Origin of the sequence: Nevskia sp. (genome assembly GCF_051860985.1) — a bacterium.
GTDB lineage: Bacteria > Pseudomonadota > Gammaproteobacteria > Nevskiales > Nevskiaceae > Nevskia.
The window spans coordinates 1-20,126 of sequence record NZ_JBIMKV010000024.1 but is presented as its reverse complement, the minus strand read 5'-3'; the positions used below and the strand labels follow the sequence as shown (position 1 = coordinate 20,126).

Genomic DNA, 20,126 nt, shown 5'->3' with positions numbered 1-20,126 from the left:
CCATCACCACTACCTTTTCCCGGATCAGGATCACGCGCCATGGACCGTTGGCATGCGATGAAAGTGTTCGTGCGGGTCGCCGATAGCGGCGGCTTCGCCGAGGCCGCACGCCAGCTGGACATGGGCGCGCCGGCGGTCACCCGCGCAGTGGCCGGACTCGAAACGCAGATCGGCGCCCGGCTGCTGATCCGCACCACGCGGGCGGTGAAGCTCACCGAGGCCGGCAGCCGCTACCTGCAAGATTGCCGGCGCATCCTGGCCGACATCGAGGAAGCCGAAGCCGCTGCCGCCGGCTCGTTCGTGACGCCGACCGGCACGCTGACGGTCAGCGCCTCGGTGATGTTCGGACGGATGTTCGTGCTGCCGCTGCTCGGCGAATACCTGCAGCACAATCCGGCAGTCACCGGCCGGGCGCTGCTGCTCGACCGCATCACCCATCTGGTCGATGAAGGCATCGACGTGGCCGTTCGCATCGCGCATCTGCCCGATTCCAGCCTGCGGGCGATCGGCGTCGGCCATGTGCGGCGGGTGGTCTGCGCGGCCCCTGCCTACTTCGCGCGCCACGGCGTTCCGGAGCGGCCGGAAGCGCTGGCGCAGCACACGGTGATTGCCGCGACCAGCGCCTGGACTTCGCTGGACTGGCGCTTCGGCCGCGATTCGGAAATCGGCGTCCGCGTCCATCCGAAACTGAGCTGCAATTCCAACGAAGCGGTGATCGCGGCCGCACTCGACGGCTGGGGCCTGACCCGGCTGCTGTCCTATCAGGTGGCGCCGCTGGTCGCCGACGGCCGCCTGCAGGTGGTGCTGTCGGCGTTCGAGGAGCCGCCGCTGCCGGTCCACGTCGTGCACTCCGAAGGCCGCAACGCGGCGGCCAAGGTACGGGCATTTGTCGATTTCGCGGTGGAACGGCTGCGCGCCGATCCGCTGATCAACTGACGCCGGCCGCCTTAGGGCCTGTCCAGCGGAAACAGCGCCGGCAAGCCCTGTGAGGCCGGCAGCCGCAGGCGTTCGTCGTACAGCGCGGAGGCGTCGTTGTCTTCCGGATTGATCTCGATCATCCGCGCGCCGCGCCGCCGCGCCCGCTCGGCGAAGCCAGCGGCCGGCCAGACCGCGCCGGAGGTGCCGATGCCGACGAACAGCTCGGCGTCGTCGACGAGCATCGCGGCGTGTTCGAACAGGTCCGCATCGACGGCGTCCTCGAACCAGGTGATGTCTGGCCGCAGCCAGGGCGCCGTGGCGGGTGGGCAGTGCCGGCAGCGGCGGCAGGCGAATTCGGCCGCCGCCTCGTCGACCTGCACGCCGTGCACCGGGCAGCGCAGCCGCCACAGGCTGCCGTGCAGTTCGGCGTCGACAGCAACGCCGGCCCGCTGCAGCAGGCCGTCGATGTTCTGGGTGATGACCCGGATGCCGGCGTGGCGCGCCTGCATCTGGCGGATATGGGCATGGCCGGCATGCGGCGCACAGGCCTGCACGCTGGCCCGGCGCAGCGCGTGGAAATCGAGCACCTTGACCGGATCGCGCTCGAAAGCGCGCTGGCAGGCGTAATCCTGGTAGCGGTATTCGCGCCAGATGCCGCCGGCGCCGCGATAGGTCGGCACGCCGGATTCCGCCGACAGGCCGGCGCCCGTGAACAGGACGATGCGCTGCAGCTGCAGCCAGTCGGGCACCGAAGTCACGGCGGCAGGCGGATTCGTCGGGGGCACGGCGTGACAGTCCTGGGCGCGGCCTTGCAGTCTAGCCGGCGCATCGCGCCGTGAATCGCGATGCAGCGACGGCGGTCCCGGACCGCGTTACCGCAGGCTGCAGCCACGCCCGGCAGTGTCGGCGGAGGCTCAGTTGCCGTTCAGCTTGCGGTGCTAATCTGCGCCCACTTCGACTCTGAAGCCATGGAGATTCCCCGATGTACAAGAAACTGCTGCCTGTGTTGCTGATCGCCGCTATGACTGCCTGCGGGCCGGCACCGCAGCCGCCAGCCGACACGGCAGCGGAAGCGCCAGCCGCTGCGCCGGCCGAACCGGCAGCACCGGCCGCCGCGCCGGCGCCGGCGCCGGAACCAGTGGCTGAAGCGCCGGCACCGAAACCGAAGCCGAAACCGCGTCCGGCCGCGCCGGCCCCGCAGGCGAATCTGTCGCCGCCGCCTGCGCCGCCGGCCGTTCAGGTCTGCCAGGACTGCGGCACGATCACCGCCGTGCAGGATGAACGCGTGCAGGGCGAGGCCTCGGGCCTCGGTGCGCTGGGCGGCGCGGCGGCCGGTGGTGTTGCCGGTGCCCAGTTCGGCAAGAAGTCCGGCAAGGTGCTGGCCACCATCGGCGGCGCGGTGCTCGGCGGCCTGGCCGGCCGCGAAGTCGAGAAGCGTGCTCGCGGCGAATGGGTGCACCACGTGACGGTGTCGATGGATGCCGGCGGCACGCGCACCATCACCGTGCCGCGCATGGATGGCCTGGGCGTGGGTTCGAAGGTCCGGGTGTCGAACGGCAACCTGATTCCCAACTGATCGTCGTCGCTCGCCCCGAAGCCCGGGTCGCCGCGTTTGGACGCGGCGACCCGGGCTTTTTCGTGGCCGCAGCCGTCGCTTGCCGGCGTCCATGAACCCGACTGTTCATGTTGCAGTGCAGGTCTAGGCGTCTCAGGAAAATGACGCTAGTCTCAGCCCCATCGAACACGCCGCCCCGGTGCGCGGTTCGGGTTTTCCGGCAACCGCCACGGTCCGGACGATTTTTGGGGGGAGGGTTTGAAGCGGAGATCGCAAGATCTCCGCTTTTTTGTTGGTCGCTTGAGTGGGCTGCGCGTGCTGGCCGGCCAGCGGTGATGACCGCAATCAGCGTGTCTTTTCTTCAGCCACGTTGACCACCGCAGCCACGAACTGGAACGGCTGACCGCCCAGCAAGGCGCTCATCGCTTTCGGCAGATGACGCTTGTCGACCTGGATCAGCGACACCTGGGCAAACCCCGGCGTCGCGCCGCCGGTAGCGCCCGCCCAGGTCTGCGCCATCGGGCCTTCGGCCGGCATCGTGGTGTCGATGCCCAGCGCCTGAAGCTGGGCGCTTTCCGGCAGCAACGCGCGGGCGCCGTCGACCAGGTCGGCGGTCGAGGCCCGGATGTCGATCCAGGTGTTGATGTCGTGGCGGATGAACGGCGTCGCGGCACGGCGGATCGCCGGCATCTTCAGCCCCAGCCGCAGCAGGCGGCCGACGCTGGCAGCCGGCTGGGCAAGGGTGTCCGGTCCGCTGATGGCGTCCTGCGCCTTGCGCGGTGCCGGCAGCGGCGTCAGCGCCGTCGCCAGATTGGCCTGCACGTGGGCGCGCAGGCGGAAGCGTCCGCCTTCGCCCAGCTCTTCGCTGAGCATTTCCAGCTTCAGTTTCAGCAGCGGCGCATCGGCCGTGAGGCCAGGCAGTTCGGCGCTCAGCGAAAATGAGTCCTGGCCGGCCAGATCCAGCGCCCGGCCGGCGAGGGTGTCGAGACGCTGGCCAAGCGTGCGGCGCAAGCGGTCGCGCAGGCGATTTATGATGGCAGGTGCCACGAACCGTGCTCTCTCAAGGGCTTGCTGAAGCGACATGTCGACATGCAGGAATCTTACCGCTTCGTCGTGACCGGCCGCGTCCAGGGCGTCGGCTTCCGGGTCGCCACCCGACGCAAGGCGCAGGCGCTGGGCCTGTCGGGCTGGGTGCGCAACTGCACCGACGGTTCGGTGGAAGGGCTGGTGGCCGGGCCGAGCCATGCCGCCGTCGTGAACCTGCGTGACTGGCTGCGGCGCGGCCCGCCCGGAGCCAAGGTCGAGACGCTGGAATGGCAGGCGGTCGACGTGCCGGTGGACGCCGGCGGCTTCATTGTCCGGCGCTGATCAGCGGCAGCGCCGGGCACTGGGCACGATCAGATGGTGATCGTGCGGCCGTAGATGAAGTCGAAGCTGAAGTCGCGGGTACCGACGGCCTTGCCGTCGAGATAGTCCGCCATGCGGGCAAGGCGGGCCGGGATCTTCATCAGCTTGTCCTGGCATTCGCGGCCGGCTGCGGTCAGGCCGGTCAGCGTGCCGATCTCCCAGTGCGCCAGCAGTTCCTCGACGATCGCCTGGTAGTTGCGTGGGCCGTAGATCTCGGCACGGCGCACGACGTCCGACATGTGGTCGTAGCCCGGCATGTTGTGGCCGGGCATGGCCAGCGCCGGCATCACCTTGAGCAGCGAGTACAGCGCGTTGTCGGGATCGCGGGCGAGGATGCCGCCGAAGCAGGCGCGATAGAACGCGTAATGGCGCGATTCATCGCCGGCGACGTGGGCGAGGATGCGCTGGATGCGCGGCTCGTACTTCGCGCAGATGCGGCCGGTGTTGGCGTGCGCGACCTGGGTCGCCTTCTCCTGCAGCGAGGTGTAGGCCAGCAGGCGGTACGGGTCCTGCTGCCAGTCCGGATTGAAGCCGGCCTCGATGTAGTGGTACTGCATCTTTTCCAGCGCGCCCATGTTGAAGATGCGGGCGTCACGGACGTAGTCGCGCATCGCGCAGCCGTGGCGGTCTTCCTCGGCCGTCCACAGATTGTTCCAGGTGCTCCACGGCGATTCGTTGCCGAGGTGGGTGGCGATCAGACGGTGGAAATGCGGCAGCCCTTCCTCGGTCAGCAGGTTCAGCGCCAGCGCCACGCGGATGGTGTCCGGCAGGCCACGGGCCGCTTCGCGCACCTGGGCGAGATCGGCCTCCGAAGCTTCCAGGTCATGCGCGTCGGCCGACAGCAGTTCGTTCGGAAACCACAGCTTGCGGCGCGCGAGGTGATCTTCGGTCTGCTGGCGGACGAATCCCTGCAGATCGACCATGACGGCGATCTGGTCCGGCGTGCCGAAGGTGTGACGAGGCGCTGCGCTGCCCATGATGACGGACTCCAGTGAGGCGGGTCGCGGCGCCTGCGGCACCGCAACGGGTGGAACTTCGCCCGATTATACGAACGAAGCGAAAAGCCGGATCAACGCGATCCGGCCGTCGCGCTCAACCCCGGATCAGGGTCAGGAATTCCTGGCGGGTGCGCGGATCGTCCCGGAAGCGGCCGAGCATCATCGACGTGGTCATCGACGAGTTCTGCTTTTCGACGCCGCGCATCATCGCGCACAGATGTTTCGCCTCGACGACAACCGCGACGCCCTTGGCGTCGGTCACTTCCTGCACGCAGTTGCCGATCTGCTGGGTCAGCTTTTCCTGGATCTGCAGGCGGCGGGCAAACATGTCGACGATCCGAGGGATCTTCGAAAGCCCGATCACCTTGCCATTCGGCAGGTAGGCGACGTGGGCGCGGCCGAGAAACGGCAGCAGATGGTGTTCGCACATCGAATACAGCTCGATGTCGCGGACGATGACCATCTCGTTGTTGGTAGTGGTGAAGACGGCGTCGTTGACCAGTTCGGCGAGATCCTGCCGATAGCCCTGGGTCAGGAAGTCGAACGCCTTGGCGGCGCGGTGCGGGGTGCGCAGCAAGCCTTCGCGGTTCGGGTCTTCGCCGATGGCTTCGATGATGGCCTTGAAATGCTGTTCCACGGTTGCGATTTCTCGTTTTGAAAGGAACTGTGGAACGGGCTCGGCGCGCGCGGGGCATGCGTCTCGAAAGGCCGGGTCCGGTGCAGCGGTGCGCGTTGTGGCCGGGATGGCCGTCGCGCTTTGGTGGTTCAATATCGGGATTATCCCACAGCCCTCAAGCCCCCACGGCGCATGGCTTCCGGCGACACCGTCCGACAGATTCCACTCGACCTGATCCGCCCTGGCTCGACCCAGGCGCGGCGGCGCTTTGCCGCCGATGCGCTGCGCGAGCTGTCGGAGTCGATCCGCGAGAGCGGCATCATCCAGCCGCTGGTGCTGCGTTCGATCGGCAGCGGCCCGCGCCGCGAGTACGAGCTGCTGGCGGGCGAACGCCGCTGGCGCGCCGCGCAGCTGGCCGGGCTGCACGAGGTGCCGGCGCTGATCCGCGACGATCTCGACGAGGCCGAAGCCCGCGTGCTGGGGCTGATCGAGAACCTGCAGCGCGAGTCGCTGTCACCGATCGAGACCGCCGAGGGCCTGCGCAAGCTTGGCGACGCCCATGCACTGACCCATGAAGCGATCGGCCTGCGGATCGGCAAGTCGCGCGCCTACGTGACCAACTTCCTGCGCCTGCTGGCGCTGTGCCCGCAGGTGCAGACGCTGCTGGACGACGGCGCGATCAGCCTCGGGCACGCCAAGGTGCTGGCCGGTCTGGCGGTCAGCCAGCAGCTGCGCTGGGCCGATGTCTGCGTGCGCGAGCGGCTCAGCGTGCGGGCGCTCGAACGACGGCTGGCCGGCAATGGCCATCTGGCTGCGGCGCCAGCCAAGCCGGACGACTGGCAGAAGCTGGCCGGCCGGCTGTCCGACCACCTCGGCTATCCGACCGTGTTCAAGCCCGGCAGCGGCGGTGCCGGCGAACTGCGCGTGAAGTTCCACGATCTCGACGAGCTCGACGGCCTGCTGGCGCGCATCGGCTATCGCGAAAGCTGATCCGTCTGCCCGCCAGGCCGGCCCAGCGGCGGCGAGCGCGGCGCAGACTGCGGCGCATACAATCCGGCCGCACGCCCGTACCTGCCGACATGACCGCGATCCGACACTTCCATGGCTGACCTGCTCGGGCCCTTTGCGCCGCTGCAGCTGACCGAGCGGATCAGCGTGCGGGCCAGCAATATCCGCATCGAAGTGCGCCCGGACGGCAACGTGCTGCTGGTGATCCCGAAGCGGGTGCCGCGCGCCACCGCGCACGCGTTCCTGAAAAGCCGCGAGGACTGGATCCGGCAGAAGCTGGTGGAGCTGAAATCGCGCGCAGCGAAGGTGCCGGCTCGGCGGCCGCTCCGCTGGGATGGCAGCGACACCATCCCGCTGCGTGGCCGCGAGCTGCAGCTTCGCATGGTGCTGGCCCGGATCGCGCGACCGACGCTGCGCGTCGGCGACGAACTCCAGCTGTACTGCACGACACAGGACCTGGCACGCCCCGAACTGCTGGCCAGCACGCTGCGCTCCGGCATCGCCAAGCTGGCGCGCCATGACGCCAAGCTGCTGCTGGATGTCGAAAGCGTGCGGCTCGGCGTCAGCTACCAGGGCCCGCGCATCGCCGATCAGAAATCGCTGTGGGGCAGTTGCACGCCGGACGGTCTGATCAGTCTCAACTGGCGGCTGGTGATGGCCCCGCCTGAGGCGCTGCGCTACGTGGTGGTTCACGAGCTGTGCCACCGCCGGCACCTGGATCACTCGCCGCGCTTCTGGCGGCTGGTCGAAAGACAGATGGCTGATCACGCGCACTGGCGCGGCTGGCTCCGCGAGCACGGCGCGGCACTGCACGCGGTGCTGCCGAAAGCCGGCGCCGAACCGCCGCCGGCCGGCCTGTTCGACGGCGCCCTGTAGGGTCGTTGCTGCTGCGGTTGTTTCCGCTTTCCCTGCGCGCTACTGTCGGTTCAGGCGAGGGGGAGAACACAAGAATGGCAACACTGGATTCCGTCAAGGTCCGCGATTACATGACGACCAAGCTCGTCACCTTCCATCCGGACATGGAAGTGATGCACGCCGTGCACACGCTGGTCGAGAAGGGCATTTCCGGCGCGCCGGTGGTCGATGCCAAGGGCAACCTGGTTGGCATCCTGTCGCAGCGTGATTGTCTGGAAGTAGCGCTGACCGCCGCCCAGGACAGTTGCATCGCTGGCCCGGTCGCGCAGTACATGAGCGAAAAGCCGAAGACCGTCGACCCCGACACCAACCTCACGCAGCTGGCGACGATGTTCACCACCGCGCCGTTCCGGCGTTATCCGGTGATCGAGAACGGCCAGCTGGTCGGCCAGATCTCGCGTTCCGACGTACTGCGCGCGATCAGCCAGATGTGCTGAACCCCGCTCCGGCTGCAGCGCTCCGGCGCAGCAGCCCCTGGCGCTTCAGGTGCACCAGCAGCAGGGACACCGCCGCTGGCGTGACGCCGGAAATGCGACCGGCTTGGGCGACGGTCTGCGGGCGGTGGGCGGCCAGCTTCTGGCGCACTTCGTTCGACAGCCCGAGCACGGCCGCGTAATCGAGATCGACCGGCACCGGTGCATCTTCGTAGCGCGCCGCGCGCTCGATCTCCACCTGCTGACGTTCGATATAGCCGGCGTACTTGACGCGGATCTCCACCTGCTCGGCCACCGCGTCGTCGAGTCCGGCGTCCATCAGCCCGAGCCGCTTCAGCGCGGCGACGCTGCCTTCCGGGCGGCGCAGCAGTTCGAGCGCCGACGCGCCGTTGTCGGTCGGCGCCGGACCGAACACCTCGACCATCTCGCGTGCCGCCAGCTGCGCAGGCTTCAGCCAGGTGGCCGACAATCGCGCGCTTTCGCCGTCGATGGCGTCGCGCTTCTTCTGGAACGCCTGCCAGCGCTGATCGTCGACCAGGTTCATCGCGCGGCCGACCGGTGTCAGCCGCAGGTCGGCGTTGTCTTCCCGAAGCAGCAGGCGATGCTCGGCCCGCGAGGTGAACATGCGGTAGGGCTCGGCCGTGCCGCGGGTGATCAGGTCATCGACCAGCACGCCGATGTAGGCCTCGTGTCGGGCCGGGCACCACGGTGCTTCGTCACGCGCCTTGCGGGCGGCGTTGAGGCCGGCCAGCAGGCCTTGGGCGGCGGCTTCCTCGTAGCCCGTCGTGCCGTTGATCTGGCCGGCGAAGAACAGGCCGTCGATGACCTTGGTCTCCAGGCTCGACTGCAGGTCGCGCGGATCGAAGTAGTCGTATTCGATCGCGTAGCCGGGGCGCGTGATGTGGGCACGCTCGAAACCCTTGATCGAATGCACCAGCGCTTCCTGGATGTCATAGGGCAGCGAGGTGGAAATGCCGTTCGGGTAGATCTCGTGGGTGTTCAGGCCTTCCGGTTCGATGAACACCTGGTGCGAGGTCTTGGCGGCGAAGCGGTTGACCTTGTCCTCGACGCTCGGGCAATAGCGCGGGCCGGTGCCTTCGATGACGCCGGTGAACATCGGGCTGCGATCGAAGCCGCTGCGGATGATCTCGTGGGTGCGCTCGTTGGTGTGCGTGATCCAGCACGACACCTGCGGCGGGTGTTCTTCGACCGTGCCGAGGAACGAGAACACCGGTGTCGGCGTGTCGCCCGGCTGCTCGGTGAGTCCTGCGTAGTCGATCGTGCGGCCATCGATGCGCGGCGGTGTGCCGGTCTTCAGCCGTCCGACCCGCAGCGGCAGTTCGCGCAGCCGCGCCGCCAGCGCATTGCTCGGGGCATCGCCGGCGCGGCCGCCCTGATGATGGGCAAGGCCGACGTGGATCTTGCCAGCCAGGAAGGTGCCGGCAGTCAGCACCACGGCGCGTGCGGTGAAACGCAGACCGGCGCGCGTGACCACGCCACGCACGGCGCTGCCTTCGAGGATCAGGTCATCGACTTCCTGCTGGAACAGTTTCAGGTTCTGCTGGTTTTCCAGCAGCGTGCGGACCGCAGCGCGGTACAGCATGCGATCGGCTTGGGCGCGGGTGGCACGCACGGCCGGGCCCTTCGAGGCATTGAGAATGCGGAACTGGATGCCGGCGCGATCGGCAGCCCGTGCCATCGCGCCGCCGAGCGCATCGATCTCGCGCACCAGATGGCCCTTGCCGATGCCGCCGATTGCCGGGTTGCAGGACATCGCGCCGAGCGTCTCGATGTTCTGGCTGACCAGCAAGGTGCGGGCACCGCTGCGGGCCGACGCCAGCGCGGCTTCGGTACCGGCATGACCGCCGCCGATGACGATGACATCAAACTGATTCTGGGACATGACGGCGACCACTCGACGAACTGCGCCCCTCGCGCGGGGCGAATTCTACGCCCCGCGCTCGCGCCGGCTCAGAACGGGATGCGGCCGGTCAGCATGTCCCTGAACATCACGAAGTCGCCGGCCAGGCTGTAGAACGGCGCCTTGAAGGTCGCCGGGCGATTCTTCTCGATGAAGAAATGCGCGACCCAGGCGAAGCCGTAGCCGAACAGCGGCATGAACCAGAGCGCCGCATAGCGGCCGGTGACCAGCGCGTAGATCGCGGTCAGGATCACCAGGCTGGTGCCGACGAAATGCAGGCGCCGACAGGTCCGGTTGGCGTGCTCGCCGAGGTAGTACGGATAGAACTCGCGAAAGCTCGCCGTGGGCGGCGCACCGATATCGACCTTGTTCATCCCATTGCGCTCCTTGAACGGCTCAGGCCGCTTTCGCGGCGGCGCGCCGGGCGCGGTGCATGCGCCAGGCCTTCTTGTACTCGTCGGTCAGATAGCCGACGAAGGCCCCGAACACGCCAAGCTTGAAGTTCGGCTTCAGGCCATCGGCCAGCCGCAGCAGCTGCAGGTAATACCAGCCCTGCTGGCCGAAGACGTTGATCAGGCGGAACAGGTGCACCTTGGTGGTCGGCGCGAAGATGCCCGGGCCGAGCTGCATGTTCTTCTCGTAGCGCGGCAGTTCGCGGATCGCGCCATCGAGCAGACGCTTGGCCAGATCGGTTTCGCCGCACAGCGGCCGGCCAAGGCCGACGACATCGCAGTCGCCGCTTCTAAGCGCTTCGTCCATGCCCTCGCGGGTGCGAAACCCCCCGGTGACCAGCATCGGCATCTTCGCGACCCGGCGGATCGCGGTCGCGTATTCGAGGAAGTAGGCCTCGCGCTTCCGGGTGCTTTCCAGCTGCTTCTGCGGTTCGGCCTGATCCGGGCCGCGATAGCCGGCGACATCCTTGGCCTTGCCCTCGTAGCCGAGCAGGCGTGGCTGCTCGTAGCTGCCGCCGGAGACCTCGAGCAAATCGATGCCGGCCTCGTTCAGCCATTCGACGACCTGCAGGCATTCCTCGTTGGTGAAGCCACCTTTCTGGAAATCGGCCGAGTTCAGCTTCACCGAGATCGGGAAGTCGGGCCCGACCGCCTTTCGTGTCGCCTTGATCGTTTCCAGCAGCATCCGCGCGCGATTCTGCAGGCTGCCGCCCCAGGCATCGGTGCGCAGGTTGGTGACACCGGACAGGAATGACGACAGCAGATAGCCGTGGGCGCCATGGATCTGCACGCCGGTGAAGCCGGCCTCGCGGGCGGTGGCGGCGACGCGGGCGTAGCGCTGGATGAAGTCGAGGATCTCGTCCTCTCTGAGCGCCCGCGGCTTCGCGTAGTTGGCGAGCAGCTTGAGCTGCACGGCACTCGGCGCCAGCGGCTCCATCGTCACGTACATCGGCGACTGCCGGCCGGCGTGGCTGATCTGCATCCACAGGTGATTGCCGCCGACCGTGCCGGCCTTCGCCCAGGCCTTGAGCCGCCGCATCATCTCGGCATCGGTCGGTGCCGGGTCGATGGCGACATTGCCCGGGCGTTCGAGCACCCGGCGGTCGATCTGCACGTTGCCGGTGATCAGCAGGCCGCAGCCGCCTTCCGACCACTGCCGGTACAGCACCTCGTGGCGCGAGGTCGGCCGCAGATGCTCGTCCGCCACACCTTCGGTCATCGCGCTCTTGCAGAGCCGATTCGGCAGCACCGCGCCGCAGGGAAGGACGAGAGCATCGGAAAGTTGCGGCATCTGCTGCACGGTCAATCTCCTGGCGATTCAACGCGGGTGAGCGGTCGTTCGAAATTTCTGGGCCGGTACGAAGCGCATCGGCGGCCGTGAGACTAGACGGGAGCATCGCGCTGACGCCACGGCCAACGTTCGTCAGCGGCATCGACCCGGCGAACCGAAATGGGGCGCAGCTGCTGTCGGTCCCCAATCCTGAGAATCGCGATCATCCTGGAATCGGGCAGCGCGCGGCGTGCCGCAGGCCGATTTCAGCGCCGCCGAGGCCGCCCGACGGCCTGCGGAATCGTGGCAAACGACAGATTTCGCTTGTTCTGCCGCTGCTTTCACGCCGTCGCAACGCGGCGGATATATCTTAAAGATCAATTTCTTGTGAACGACCTGAGCCGCGCGTCAAACGGCTCGATCGCCGGTGTGGTAAAAAAAATCACTTGTCAGGTACGTTTTTTGCGTAGTCGCTAACTGACTGTCGCGGAAAAGTAGATAAAAGCTGCTGTTGAATTTGAGGCATTTTTGACACGCTGCTATGTCGAAAACCGACAAGACCAAGTTTTCGGAGTTTCCGAGGGCTGATTCTCTATCAAGTGGTTTGTTTTTACTTCTGGCCGCTTTCGTATATCGTCGCGACCGGTGCTACATGAAAAGTGACGCCTAAAAGGTTGTAGGGCTTGAGATTTACAGGGCAAACGCGGTCATCGGTACAAAAGAAGGCCGAGACACGCGGGAGAAAACCCTTGCCGCACGGGTGAGTTGCACGGCTGAGCAAGGGTTACGGGGTTTATTCCAAAGCTGTCCTCCGGGGAACAACATGTTGGGTTTCAAAGCGATTCATTTCGCGACTATCGCCGCGCTCTTCGTTTTTGGCGCTGCGGAAGCAGCCACACCAAACTGCAGCAGTTCCGATATCCAGTGCATTTCCGGCGTCGATCCCGGCAGCCTGCAGACCAGCGGCACACGAGCCGCTGCTGCCGGGACGGGGCCGGGTCGCGTGATCCCGTCGAGGATTTCCGTTGATGTCGGCAGCTACCGGATCAACAACGGGGCCTTCACCTCGGCACCGGGCACCATCGCCAATGGCGACAAGGTCACGCTGCAGCTCACTGCTGCCAACGCGTATGACACCGACGTCGCCCAGACGCTGAGCATCGAAGGGCAGCCGAACCGAGTGTTCCGGGTCATCACGCGCGCGGACACCGCCGTCGTGGCGCCGCCGGAGGAGCCGACCCCCGAAACGCCCGAACCCGAGGTGGTACCCGCCCCATCGCCGGATCCGGTCACGCCGTCGCAGCCGGGCGCGACAGTGGAAGCTCCGGGCATCCGCTGGTCGCAGTACGGCAAGCTGACGCTTCCCGTGGATGAGGACGGCAAGCCGGGTGCCGATGAAATCGAGGCGGCCGATCTCGACAACTATTCATCGAAGTACTGGTACCAGCCGGCGCCCGGCCAGCTGACGCGTTCGGGTTACAACGCGACCGGTAACGAGACCGTGTTCTGGACGCCGGTCAACGGCAACGGGATCACGAAAACGGCTTCGACACCACGAACGGAGATGCGCGAGCAGAAGAATCTCGGGAAAAGTCGGGGTAACTGGGGCCTGAGCGGGACCCATATCCAGACGGGCACGGTGGCCATCACCGCCATCCCGACGCCCATCAAGTCCAGCACCAAGACCTTCATCGTCTTCGCACAGATACACAGCGTCGACAACGCGCCACCGATCAAGCTTTTCTTCCAGCGCTTGTCGAACGGCTCGACCGAAATCCTCTCCAACTACAACACCAAGCCGGCATCGGGCTCGTCAGTCAATTCGCCGGTGCGGGTACCGATGCACCTTGGCGACAAGTTCAACTACGAAATCCGGATGGTCAACGGCATCGTCACGACGTTGATCAACGGCAAAGTGCTCGACACCCAGAACCTGAACAAGGCCTGGAAAGGCGCCGAGTTCTTCTTCAAGGCCGGGAGCTACCTCGGCAACAACGACCAGACTGCGCGCGGCTACGGCGAAGTGGCGTATTCGAGCATCGAGGTCACGCACCAGTAAGTGCGCGCTTGCCTGCGGGTTCCGCGATGCGCGGCCCCCGCAGGCGGGCCTTGATGCTTCATCGCTGGCAGCCCGGACACCAGCAACTGGCCCGATTGCCGAGACGCAGGCCCTTGATCGTGCCGCCGCAGATGCGGCATGGCTGGCCCTCGCGGCCGTAGACGTAAAGGTCCTGCTGGAAGTAGCCCGATGCGCCATCGGCGCCGGCGAAATCGCGCAAGGTCGTGCCGCCCTGGGTGATCGCTTCGTTCAGCACGGCGCGGATGGCGTCGGCCAGTCGCGCGTATTCGTCCCGGCTGACCCGGCCAGCCGCGCGCGTCGGGCGGATACCGGCCCGGAACAGCGATTCAGCGGCGTAGATGTTGCCCGCGCCGACCACCACCTGGCCGTCCATCACAAAGTTCTTGACCGCGACCTTCTTGCCGCGTGAGCGGGCGTACAGATAGGCGCCGCTGAACGCGTCCGACAGCGGCTCCGGCCCCAGCGCATCGATCAGCAGGTGACCGGGTTCGTGGCGGGGCCAGGGCAGCACGGCCCCGAAGCGGCGGGGGTCGTGATAACGCAGCAGGCGGCCGTCATCGAGCAGCAGGTCAACGTGATCGTGCTTGATCACCGGATGCCCGGCATCCAGCACCAGCACCCGGCCGGTCATGCCGAGATGAACGATCAGCCGGTCACCGCCGGCCAGACTGAAGATCAGGTACTTGCCGCGACGATGCACCGCTTCTATGGTCTGGCCGCGCGCGAAATCGGCGAAGTCGGCCGGCACCGGCCAGCGCAAGCGGGCGTCACGAACGGTCACCTCGGTGATGCGCCGGCCGAGCACGTGCGGCTCGACACCGCGGCGGACGGTTTCGACTTCCGGCAGTTCAGGCATTGCGGGTGGCCTGTCGATGCGGCGGTGCCGCGGCGGCTCGCCTGCGCATCATCGCGCAGCACCGGCGGGAGCGCGCGCGGCCGACGCCGCCGGCCACGTCAGCAGCCGGTCGGCGTCGGAGGGTGACAGCTGATAGCTGATCGGCACATCGAGCCGCTGCAGGAAACGGGCGCCGGCCTTGTCGACAATCCGGAAAGCCAGCCGCTCGCCCTGGCCAAGGGTTACCGTGATGTCGGCCGCCACGTCGCCGGCGGCAGCCGTGTCGATCATCGGCGGCAGGGTCGCGACCGCGCGGACCTCATGCCAGGCGCGGACTCGCTGTTGCAGCTCCGCCTGACGGTCTGTAGACGAGGCGGGAATCGCCGTCCACGCATCCGCGGCCGCCAGGTCGCGCGACACGATCAGCCCGGGCAGCGCCAGTCGGGTGATGACGGCGTCGAACGGCAGCAGGGCCTTGTTGACCAGATCGGTGAAATCGTCATCGAAAGGCTCTGCGGGAAAGTCGTCAACCAGCTGGATGCGGGCCGCACCGGAGGCGCCGATGCGCTCGACATAGCGGCTGTGCTTCAGCGGCTCGGTCGCGCCGATGGCGATCACGGTGTCGTCGAACTGGATCGTGGCCAGCGGCGGGTCGAGGCCGAGTTCGGCGCGCTTGATGGCGGCGGGATCGAGACTGCCGCGAGTTTCGCGGGTGGCAAGCGCCAGCAGGTCGGCAATCGGCAGCAGGTCCGCAGCCAGCGCCACCGGCGCCTTCATCTGCCAGCCACTCGCGGCTTTCTCCAGCACGATGTCGGCGCCGTCCGGGTGATGCAGACGAATGCGGTGGATGGCATTCGGATCAAGCGTCGTCAGCGGCGGCTGGCGTTCGATGGCCTTGGCGATGCTGAGCTGCTCGGCGTGCTCGTCCATCGCCAGCCAGCCGAACAGGCCGGCGGCGATCAGCAGCAGCACCAGATTCAGTGTCGACAGTCTCATGGCCAGGCCTCAGCGACGGCGGCGGATCAGCCAGCGGCCGAGCCCGATGCCGAACAGCAGCAACGGAAGCCCGGCCGTGAAACCCGCGCCGTACAGCCACAGCGCCCACGGTGGCAGGTTCAGTGTCACGTCGGGCGCCCTGGGAATCTCGATGTCGATCTGTGCGTCCCGGGACGACAGCCACTGGATCAGCGTGGTGGCGAACGGGCGGTTGCCGTAGCGCGACAGCATCAGATCGGACAGGAAATCGCCATCACCGAACAGCGCCACGCGCTGCACTCGCTTCGGCTGCCCTGCGCTGGCTGGCAGCTCGCGGGTCATCGCGAGGCCGATGGTCAGCGGGCCCGGCAGATCGCCGGCGTCGGGGTCGAAGCGGACGGTGCCGTCGAGCCGGCCAGTCTCCAGCCAGGCGTTGTCGTCGGTTTCAACGATCGGCGTATAGGTCCAGCCAGCCGCCGGGATCGCCGGATCGGGGCGCAGGGCCCGCGCCAGCGGATACGACGTGATGCTCCGGAAGCTCGGGACAACGGGATTCGGCGGGTAATGGGTTGCGAAGAATTCAACCGGACTACCGGCGCCGAGCTTGGCGTAGTCGGGCAGGATCACCGTGCCGTCAAGCCACTGCACGCCCAGCAGGCGGGCAATCTCCTCGAGGCCGGGCGGGTGGTCCGGATCGGCCAGCCACAGCAGGTTTCCACCGGCTTCCAGGTATTCACGTATGCGGACGATCTCGGCATCGAGCAACGTCTGCGTCGGCGTCGCGATCACCAGCGCCGAGGCATTGTCCGGAATCTTCTGGCTGGCCACGAGATTCAGTGGCAGCACCTTCAGGCCTTTGTCGGTCAGTGCTTCCCGAAGCCGGGACAGGTCGTACTGGGTTTCCTCGATCAGCACGTCGAGGCTGCGCTCGCCATGGCCCTGGAGAAACAGCACGTAGCGCTGCTCGGCGTCGGCGAGCCGCTGCAGCGCGGCACTGATCACCGGCTCGGACATCTGGGCAATCGATTCGTGGCGGCCCTGGTATTCGAGCACCACTTCGCCGGGACGCTGCACGTTGTAGTGGCGGGTGCGGACCGGATCGCTCCCCGGATCGACGAATTCGAGGCGGACGCCCGCCTTCACGCGTTGATAGCGGGCGACGAAGGCTTCGATCTCCGGGCGCGTCTCGGCACCCGGATAGTCGAACACCAGAAAACGGATCTCGTCCGGCATCTGCGCCAATTGCTGCTGGCTGCCGGCGCTGAGGGTGTTGCGGTTGCCGGCGGTCCAGTCGAAATCGCGCTTGTGCAGGGTGGAGACGCGCGCCGCCATCAGCACGACGGCCACGATCAGCACGCCGTTGATCGCGCGCTGCAGGCGACGGCGGGTAGCGGGCTTGGGCATCGGTTCGGCCATCCGGGTTCAGCCGCGCTCGCTGTCGAGCCGCAGCACGGCCAGCCACAGGAACAACGTGGTGAACAGCAGGTAGTAGATGACATCGGCCGAACTGAAAATGCCGCGCCGCAGGTTCTCGAAATGACTGGTCAGCGCCAGATAGCCCAGAACGTCACCCGTGATGCCAGGCCGGGCGCCCAGCACCTGCATCAGCCAGAAACCGAGCAGCAGGCCGAAGCTGCCGACTGCGGCGAGGACAGGTTCGCGGGTCAGCGTCGAGACGAACAGGCCGGCAGCGGCGAAGGCCAGGGTCAGCAGCAGGAGACCCAGCAACCCGGCCGCGATCCGACCGAGATCGAGATCGCTGCCGACCAGCAGCATCAACGGCATCGCGGCAATCAGCGCCACCGTAACCAGCACGAACGAGGCAAGGCCCAGAAACTTGCCGAGCACGATGTCGACCAGCGACGCTGGCGATGCCAGCAACAGGCTCAGGCTGCCGGACCGACGTTCTTCGGCGAATACCCGCATGGTGAGCAGCGGCATCACCATCAGCAGCAGCAAGGTGGCGAAACCGTAAAGTCCGTTGCCGATGTAGTCGGCAAGCCCGGTGTAGTGCTCCTGTCGGTCAGGAGACTGGGCGTATTCCAGCAGCAGCAGCAGGAACACGACGCCGAGAATGGCCTGGACGATCGCCAGCACCGACCAGGCCAGCGGCGTTGCGAAGATGCGGCGCGTTTCGTTACGGGCGATGGCGAGGGTCACGGACATCAGGTTCGGGTGCTCTCGGCAGATGTCGACGGGGCGATGCTGTCGCCGGCGGTCAATGCCACGAAAGTGTCCTCGAGCGTGCGCCGCTCGGCATGCAGTTCGATCAGTCCCCAACCACCGAGCACGGCGGCCCGCACGACGGCGGGGCGCGGGTCCTGACCCGCAGCGACGTGAAGGCGGAACTGGTGCGTGCCGAGGACGTCGACTTCGGATACGCCATCGATGACGGCGAGTTTTTCGGGTGGGGCGTGACCGGTGAATCCGACGCGAAGGGTGGCGAAGGCGGGGCGCGACGCGCTGTCGAGATGTTCGCGGTGAACGATGCGCCCCCGGTGCATGATCACCACGCGATCACAGACCGCCTGGATTTCCGGAAGGATGTGACTCGACAGGATCACGCTGTGCTGGCTGGCGAGGTTTCGGATCAGCTTGCGGATCGCCATGATCTGAATCGGATCGAGGCCGACGGTGGGCTCGTCGAGGATCACGACGGCGGGCCTGTGAATGATGGCCTGGGCGATGCCGCAGCGCTGCTGGAAACCCTTGGACAGGTTGCCGATCAGTCGCCTCGCGCAATCGTGGAGCTCGCAAGCCGTCATCGCATCGTCGATCGCCTGTTTGCGGTGAGCACCCGGGATGCCGTGCAACTGCGCGCAGAAACGCAGGTACTCGACGATGGTCAGTTCCGGATAGATCGGCGGCAGCTCGGGCAGGTAGCCCAGGTGCCGTTTGGCCGTCGTCGGCGCGTCGGCACGGCCGACGCCGCGGATCGTGACGGAGCCCGTTGTCGGCGCGAGCAGGCCAGCGAACATCTTCAGCGTCGTCGATTTCCCCGCACCGTTCGGGCCTAGCAAGCCGAGGACCTCGCCCTGTCGAAGCTGCAGGTTCACGTCGTGAACGGCATGGCGCGCGCCGTACTGCAGACTCAATCCTTGGGCTTCGAGAAGGACGGCGGGGTCGGTCATTTACGGGTATCGGTCATGCCGTTCGAAGCGGTCTGCAATTTTTTGCGGCAAGGGAGACACGTGCTGTCGGGTTGCTTCGGTCCCGTGATTGCCGTGTAGCCGTCTCAATTGTAGAAGGCTGGTGTGCCAGACGGACGGCGCCGGAATCGGCGGTAGCTCCACCAGTACTGACCCGGCAGCATTCGGACACAGCGTTCGATGCCGGCATTCAGCGCCGTTGGCCCTTGGACCGGGTCAGCGATGGTCGGTGGTGCCTTGAGAACATGAAACCGATAACCCCGAGTCCACGGTAAGCGTTCGGCCACTACATACAGCACCGGCGCGCCGGTGCGGGCCGCAAGCTTGGTGACCAGATCCATCGTGTTGGCTGGAATGCCGAAAAGGGGCGCGAAGACCGTTCCGGTTGCTTCCGGCGGGTCATGATCGGGCAGGATGCCGACCATCTCTCCGCCCTTCAATGCGGACAGCAGGGCCTTCACGCCTCGGCTCGTGGTCGGCACCGGCGTGATGGGTGCGCCGCGGGCACGCCCCTCAAGGATCAGCCGATCTGCCAGACCTTTCTGCGGTTTGTAGAGCACGGTCAACGGAGCGACTTGCGCGCAGTAGAAGCTGGCGAGCTCCCATGCGCCCTGATGCGGCGTCAAGAGAATCACGCCTTTTCCGGCTGCCTGGGCCTGGCGGATGGTGTTCAGCTGGTCAGCGCTGGCGGCTATCCACCGCCGACGGCGAGCAATCGGCCCAAACCAGATGGCGGGCGCTTCGACGATCGCATGCGCACTGGCAACGAGACTGTCCTTCGCAATCTGCGCGCGATCCTCGGCGGACATTTCTGGCAAGCAGCGCGCCAGATGAAGCTCGGTCGTCTGCTTGAGACGTGTAGGAAGCTTCGCCAGCACAAACCCGAGAAGCGATCCCAACATTCGAATCATCGCCAACGGCAGGCAGCCGATCATGCGGATGAAGATGTTTGGGAGTGTCGTCATCGTGGGATTATGACGGCCTGATTGGGATGACGACGGAACTCAGACAACGATGATCGGCTTACTGCAGCGTGTAAAGGAAGCACGCGTCGATGTTGGGGGCGTCTGCGCTGCACAGATTGGCGTCGGATTGCTGGTGCTGGTCGGCATTCAACGCGGCGACGACGCCATCAAACGAAAGCGGTTGCTGGAGCGCTTGCTCAACTATCGCGTCTTTGAAGATGCAACCGGCCGCATGAATACCAGCCTTCGCGATATGGGGGAAGGCAGCGGTGGGCTTTTGCTCGTTCCACAATTTACACTTGCTGCCGACACACGTCAGGGAACGCGCGCCAGTTTTGCAGCTGCGGCCCCTCCCGAAGAAGCTCGCCATCATTTCGAATCCTTGCTTGCCGAAGCCTGTTTGCAATGGAAAGGAACACGGGGAGGGGTATTTGGATCGAATATGTCGGTGAGTCTGGTAAACGAAGGACCTGTGACGTTCTGGCTTGAAAGCTAAGTATTGAGTTGATCGATGTGTTTTGCTGATGTTTGAAGCGAAGTGCGGGGCAAATAAAAAACCCCGGATCGTGTTACCGATCCGGGGTTCTTCATTTGGAGCCTGGCAGTGTCCTACTCTCGCATGGTCTTG

General features: G+C 66.3%; 21 protein-coding genes. 8 read left to right on the top strand and 13 right to left on the bottom strand.

All coding sequences use genetic code 11. The features are described from left to right. The first annotated feature begins 39 nt into the window (after positions 1 to 39). On the top strand, positions 40 to 936 hold the full coding sequence (locus ACTIGJ_RS17900; protein ID WP_439641689.1) for a LysR family transcriptional regulator: 897 nt from the start codon (positions 40 to 42) through the stop codon (positions 934 to 936). A gap of 11 nt (positions 937 to 947) precedes the next feature. Here ACTIGJ_RS17900 and ACTIGJ_RS17895 read toward each other — a convergent pair whose 3' ends face one another. After that, positions 948 to 1,676: an SIR2 family NAD-dependent protein deacylase gene (locus ACTIGJ_RS17895; RefSeq protein WP_439641688.1), complete on the bottom strand. Its 729-nt coding sequence runs from the start codon at positions 1,674 to 1,676 to the stop codon at positions 948 to 950. Positions 1,677 to 1,900: 224 nt separating this feature from the next. Here ACTIGJ_RS17895 and ACTIGJ_RS17890 point away from each other — a divergent pair, with 224 nt between their 5' ends. Next, positions 1,901 to 2,494: a glycine zipper 2TM domain-containing protein gene (locus ACTIGJ_RS17890; RefSeq protein ID WP_439641687.1), complete on the top strand. Its 594-nt coding sequence runs from the start codon at positions 1,901 to 1,903 to the stop codon at positions 2,492 to 2,494. Positions 2,495 to 2,818: 324 nt separating this feature from the next. Here ACTIGJ_RS17890 and ACTIGJ_RS17885 read toward each other — a convergent pair whose 3' ends face one another. Next, positions 2,819 to 3,520, bottom strand: coding sequence for a hypothetical protein (locus tag ACTIGJ_RS17885; RefSeq protein WP_439641686.1), 702 nt, complete (start codon positions 3,518 to 3,520; stop codon positions 2,819 to 2,821). 42 nt (positions 3,521 to 3,562) lie between these two features. Between ACTIGJ_RS17885 and ACTIGJ_RS17880 the strand changes: the two genes are divergently transcribed. Continuing rightward, positions 3,563 to 3,841 carry an acylphosphatase gene (locus ACTIGJ_RS17880; RefSeq protein ID WP_439641685.1) on the top strand — a complete coding sequence of 93 codons (279 nt, stop codon included), beginning with the start codon at positions 3,563 to 3,565 and terminating at the stop codon, positions 3,839 to 3,841. 29 nt (positions 3,842 to 3,870) lie between these two features. Here the strand turns inward: ACTIGJ_RS17880 and ACTIGJ_RS17875 are convergent, their stop codons facing one another. After that, on the bottom strand, positions 3,871 to 4,857 hold the full coding sequence (locus ACTIGJ_RS17875; RefSeq protein ID WP_439641684.1) for an acyl-ACP desaturase: 987 nt from the start codon (positions 4,855 to 4,857) through the stop codon (positions 3,871 to 3,873). Positions 4,858 to 4,972: 115 nt separating this feature from the next. Continuing rightward, a complete protein-coding gene (folE, locus tag ACTIGJ_RS17870) occupies positions 4,973 to 5,515 on the bottom strand; it encodes a GTP cyclohydrolase I FolE (RefSeq protein WP_439641683.1) in 543 nt (180 codons plus the stop codon). 171 nt (positions 5,516 to 5,686) lie between these two features. Here folE and ACTIGJ_RS17865 point away from each other — a divergent pair, with 171 nt between their 5' ends. From ACTIGJ_RS17865 to ACTIGJ_RS17855, 3 genes are all read left to right on the top strand, one after another. Further along, on the top strand, positions 5,687 to 6,484 hold the full coding sequence (locus ACTIGJ_RS17865) for a ParB/RepB/Spo0J family partition protein (RefSeq protein WP_439641682.1): 798 nt from the start codon (positions 5,687 to 5,689) through the stop codon (positions 6,482 to 6,484). 111 nt (positions 6,485 to 6,595) lie between these two features. Continuing rightward, the gene (locus ACTIGJ_RS17860; RefSeq protein ID WP_439641681.1) at positions 6,596 to 7,378 is read left to right on the top strand and encodes a M48 family metallopeptidase; all 783 of its coding nucleotides are present in this window, start codon (positions 6,596 to 6,598) and stop codon (positions 7,376 to 7,378) included. A 110-nt stretch (positions 7,379 to 7,488) separates the two neighbouring features. After that, complete coding sequence (locus tag ACTIGJ_RS17855) at positions 7,489 to 7,854, top strand: CBS domain-containing protein (RefSeq protein ID WP_439641680.1); 366 nt, start codon at positions 7,489 to 7,491, stop codon at positions 7,852 to 7,854. Here ACTIGJ_RS17855 and mnmG read toward each other — a convergent pair. The 3 genes from mnmG to ACTIGJ_RS17840 form a co-directional block, all read right to left on the bottom strand. Next, positions 7,838 to 9,754, bottom strand: coding sequence for a tRNA uridine-5-carboxymethylaminomethyl(34) synthesis enzyme MnmG (gene mnmG, locus ACTIGJ_RS17850; RefSeq protein ID WP_439641679.1), 1,917 nt, complete (start codon positions 9,752 to 9,754; stop codon positions 7,838 to 7,840). The two genes, ACTIGJ_RS17855 and mnmG, sit on opposite strands and share 17 nt — an antisense overlap. Positions 9,755 to 9,822: 68 nt before the next feature. Further along, complete coding sequence (locus ACTIGJ_RS17845; protein WP_439641678.1) at positions 9,823 to 10,146, bottom strand: Mpo1-like protein; 324 nt, start codon at positions 10,144 to 10,146, stop codon at positions 9,823 to 9,825. 22 nt (positions 10,147 to 10,168) lie between these two features. Next, on the bottom strand, positions 10,169 to 11,515 hold the full coding sequence (locus ACTIGJ_RS17840; RefSeq protein ID WP_439641718.1) for an NADH:flavin oxidoreductase/NADH oxidase family protein: 1,347 nt from the start codon (positions 11,513 to 11,515) through the stop codon (positions 10,169 to 10,171). Between the two features lie 802 nt (positions 11,516 to 12,317). Here ACTIGJ_RS17840 and ACTIGJ_RS17835 point away from each other — a divergent pair. Next, on the top strand, positions 12,318 to 13,553 hold the full coding sequence (locus tag ACTIGJ_RS17835) for a polysaccharide lyase family 7 protein (protein WP_439641677.1): 1,236 nt from the start codon (positions 12,318 to 12,320) through the stop codon (positions 13,551 to 13,553). A 58-nt stretch (positions 13,554 to 13,611) separates the two neighbouring features. On the opposite strand, the gene mutM is transcribed toward ACTIGJ_RS17835, so the two are convergent. The 6 genes from mutM to ACTIGJ_RS17805 form a co-directional block, all read right to left on the bottom strand. After that, positions 13,612 to 14,430 (bottom strand): bifunctional DNA-formamidopyrimidine glycosylase/DNA-(apurinic or apyrimidinic site) lyase, encoded by an 819-nt coding sequence (mutM, locus tag ACTIGJ_RS17830; protein ID WP_439641676.1) that lies wholly within the window; start codon positions 14,428 to 14,430, stop codon positions 13,612 to 13,614. 48 nt (positions 14,431 to 14,478) lie between these two features. Beyond that, positions 14,479 to 15,405: a DUF4340 domain-containing protein gene (locus ACTIGJ_RS17825; protein WP_439641675.1), complete on the bottom strand. Its 927-nt coding sequence runs from the start codon at positions 15,403 to 15,405 to the stop codon at positions 14,479 to 14,481. A 9-nt stretch (positions 15,406 to 15,414) separates the two neighbouring features. Then, on the bottom strand, positions 15,415 to 16,788 hold the full coding sequence (locus tag ACTIGJ_RS17820; RefSeq protein ID WP_439641674.1) for a GldG family protein: 1,374 nt from the start codon (positions 16,786 to 16,788) through the stop codon (positions 15,415 to 15,417). Positions 16,789 to 16,806: 18 nt separating this feature from the next. After that, the gene (locus ACTIGJ_RS17815) at positions 16,807 to 17,550 is read right to left on the bottom strand and encodes an ABC transporter permease subunit (RefSeq protein WP_439641673.1); all 744 of its coding nucleotides are present in this window, start codon (positions 17,548 to 17,550) and stop codon (positions 16,807 to 16,809) included. Continuing rightward, the gene (locus tag ACTIGJ_RS17810) at positions 17,550 to 18,515 is read right to left on the bottom strand and encodes an ABC transporter ATP-binding protein (protein ID WP_439641672.1); all 966 of its coding nucleotides are present in this window, start codon (positions 18,513 to 18,515) and stop codon (positions 17,550 to 17,552) included. Before ACTIGJ_RS17810 ends, ACTIGJ_RS17815 begins: the two co-directional genes overlap by 1 nt. A 104-nt stretch (positions 18,516 to 18,619) precedes the next feature. Continuing rightward, positions 18,620 to 19,498 carry a lysophospholipid acyltransferase family protein gene (locus ACTIGJ_RS17805; RefSeq protein WP_439641671.1) on the bottom strand — a complete coding sequence of 293 codons (879 nt, stop codon included), beginning with the start codon at positions 19,496 to 19,498 and terminating at the stop codon, positions 18,620 to 18,622. Positions 19,499 to 19,547: 49 nt separating this feature from the next. On the opposite strand from ACTIGJ_RS17805, the gene dtd reads away from it, so the two are divergent. Continuing rightward, positions 19,548 to 19,994, top strand: a complete 447-nt coding sequence (gene dtd, locus ACTIGJ_RS17800; RefSeq protein WP_439641670.1) for a D-aminoacyl-tRNA deacylase — start codon at positions 19,548 to 19,550, stop codon at positions 19,992 to 19,994. Positions 19,995 to 20,126: the final 132 nt, after the last annotated feature.

What these genes read in the sequence shown, in the direction of transcription:
- ACTIGJ_RS17900 (WP_439641689.1), top strand. Translation starts at nt 40, where the DNA reads ATGGACCGTTGGCATGCGATGAAAGTGTTCGTGCGGGTCGCCGATAGC.
- ACTIGJ_RS17890 (WP_439641687.1), top strand. Translation starts at nt 1,901, where the DNA reads ATGTACAAGAAACTGCTGCCTGTGTTGCTGATCGCCGCTATGACTGCC.
- ACTIGJ_RS17880 (WP_439641685.1), top strand. Translation starts at nt 3,563, where the DNA reads ATGCAGGAATCTTACCGCTTCGTCGTGACCGGCCGCGTCCAGGGCGTC.
- ACTIGJ_RS17875 (WP_439641684.1), bottom strand. Translation starts at nt 4,857, where the DNA reads ATGGGCAGCGCAGCGCCTCGTCACACCTTCGGCACGCCGGACCAGATC.
- ACTIGJ_RS17865 (WP_439641682.1), top strand. Translation starts at nt 5,687, where the DNA reads ATGGCTTCCGGCGACACCGTCCGACAGATTCCACTCGACCTGATCCGC.
- ACTIGJ_RS17860 (WP_439641681.1), top strand. Translation starts at nt 6,596, where the DNA reads ATGGCTGACCTGCTCGGGCCCTTTGCGCCGCTGCAGCTGACCGAGCGG.
- ACTIGJ_RS17855 (WP_439641680.1), top strand. Translation starts at nt 7,489, where the DNA reads ATGACGACCAAGCTCGTCACCTTCCATCCGGACATGGAAGTGATGCAC.
- mnmG (WP_439641679.1), bottom strand. Translation starts at nt 9,754, where the DNA reads ATGTCCCAGAATCAGTTTGATGTCATCGTCATCGGCGGCGGTCATGCC.
- ACTIGJ_RS17845 (WP_439641678.1), bottom strand. Translation starts at nt 10,146, where the DNA reads ATGAACAAGGTCGATATCGGTGCGCCGCCCACGGCGAGCTTTCGCGAG.
- ACTIGJ_RS17840 (WP_439641718.1), bottom strand. Translation starts at nt 11,515, where the DNA reads ATGCCGCAACTTTCCGATGCTCTCGTCCTTCCCTGCGGCGCGGTGCTG.
- ACTIGJ_RS17835 (WP_439641677.1), top strand. Translation starts at nt 12,318, where the DNA reads ATGTTGGGTTTCAAAGCGATTCATTTCGCGACTATCGCCGCGCTCTTC.
- mutM (WP_439641676.1), bottom strand. Translation starts at nt 14,430, where the DNA reads ATGCCTGAACTGCCGGAAGTCGAAACCGTCCGCCGCGGTGTCGAGCCG.
- ACTIGJ_RS17825 (WP_439641675.1), bottom strand. Translation starts at nt 15,405, where the DNA reads ATGAGACTGTCGACACTGAATCTGGTGCTGCTGCTGATCGCCGCCGGC.
- ACTIGJ_RS17820 (WP_439641674.1), bottom strand. Translation starts at nt 16,788, where the DNA reads ATGCCCAAGCCCGCTACCCGCCGTCGCCTGCAGCGCGCGATCAACGGC.
- ACTIGJ_RS17815 (WP_439641673.1), bottom strand. Translation starts at nt 17,550, where the DNA reads ATGTCCGTGACCCTCGCCATCGCCCGTAACGAAACGCGCCGCATCTTC.
- ACTIGJ_RS17810 (WP_439641672.1), bottom strand. Translation starts at nt 18,515, where the DNA reads ATGACCGACCCCGCCGTCCTTCTCGAAGCCCAAGGATTGAGTCTGCAG.
- ACTIGJ_RS17805 (WP_439641671.1), bottom strand. Translation starts at nt 19,498, where the DNA reads ATGACGACACTCCCAAACATCTTCATCCGCATGATCGGCTGCCTGCCG.
- dtd (WP_439641670.1), top strand. Translation starts at nt 19,548, where the DNA reads ATGATCGGCTTACTGCAGCGTGTAAAGGAAGCACGCGTCGATGTTGGG.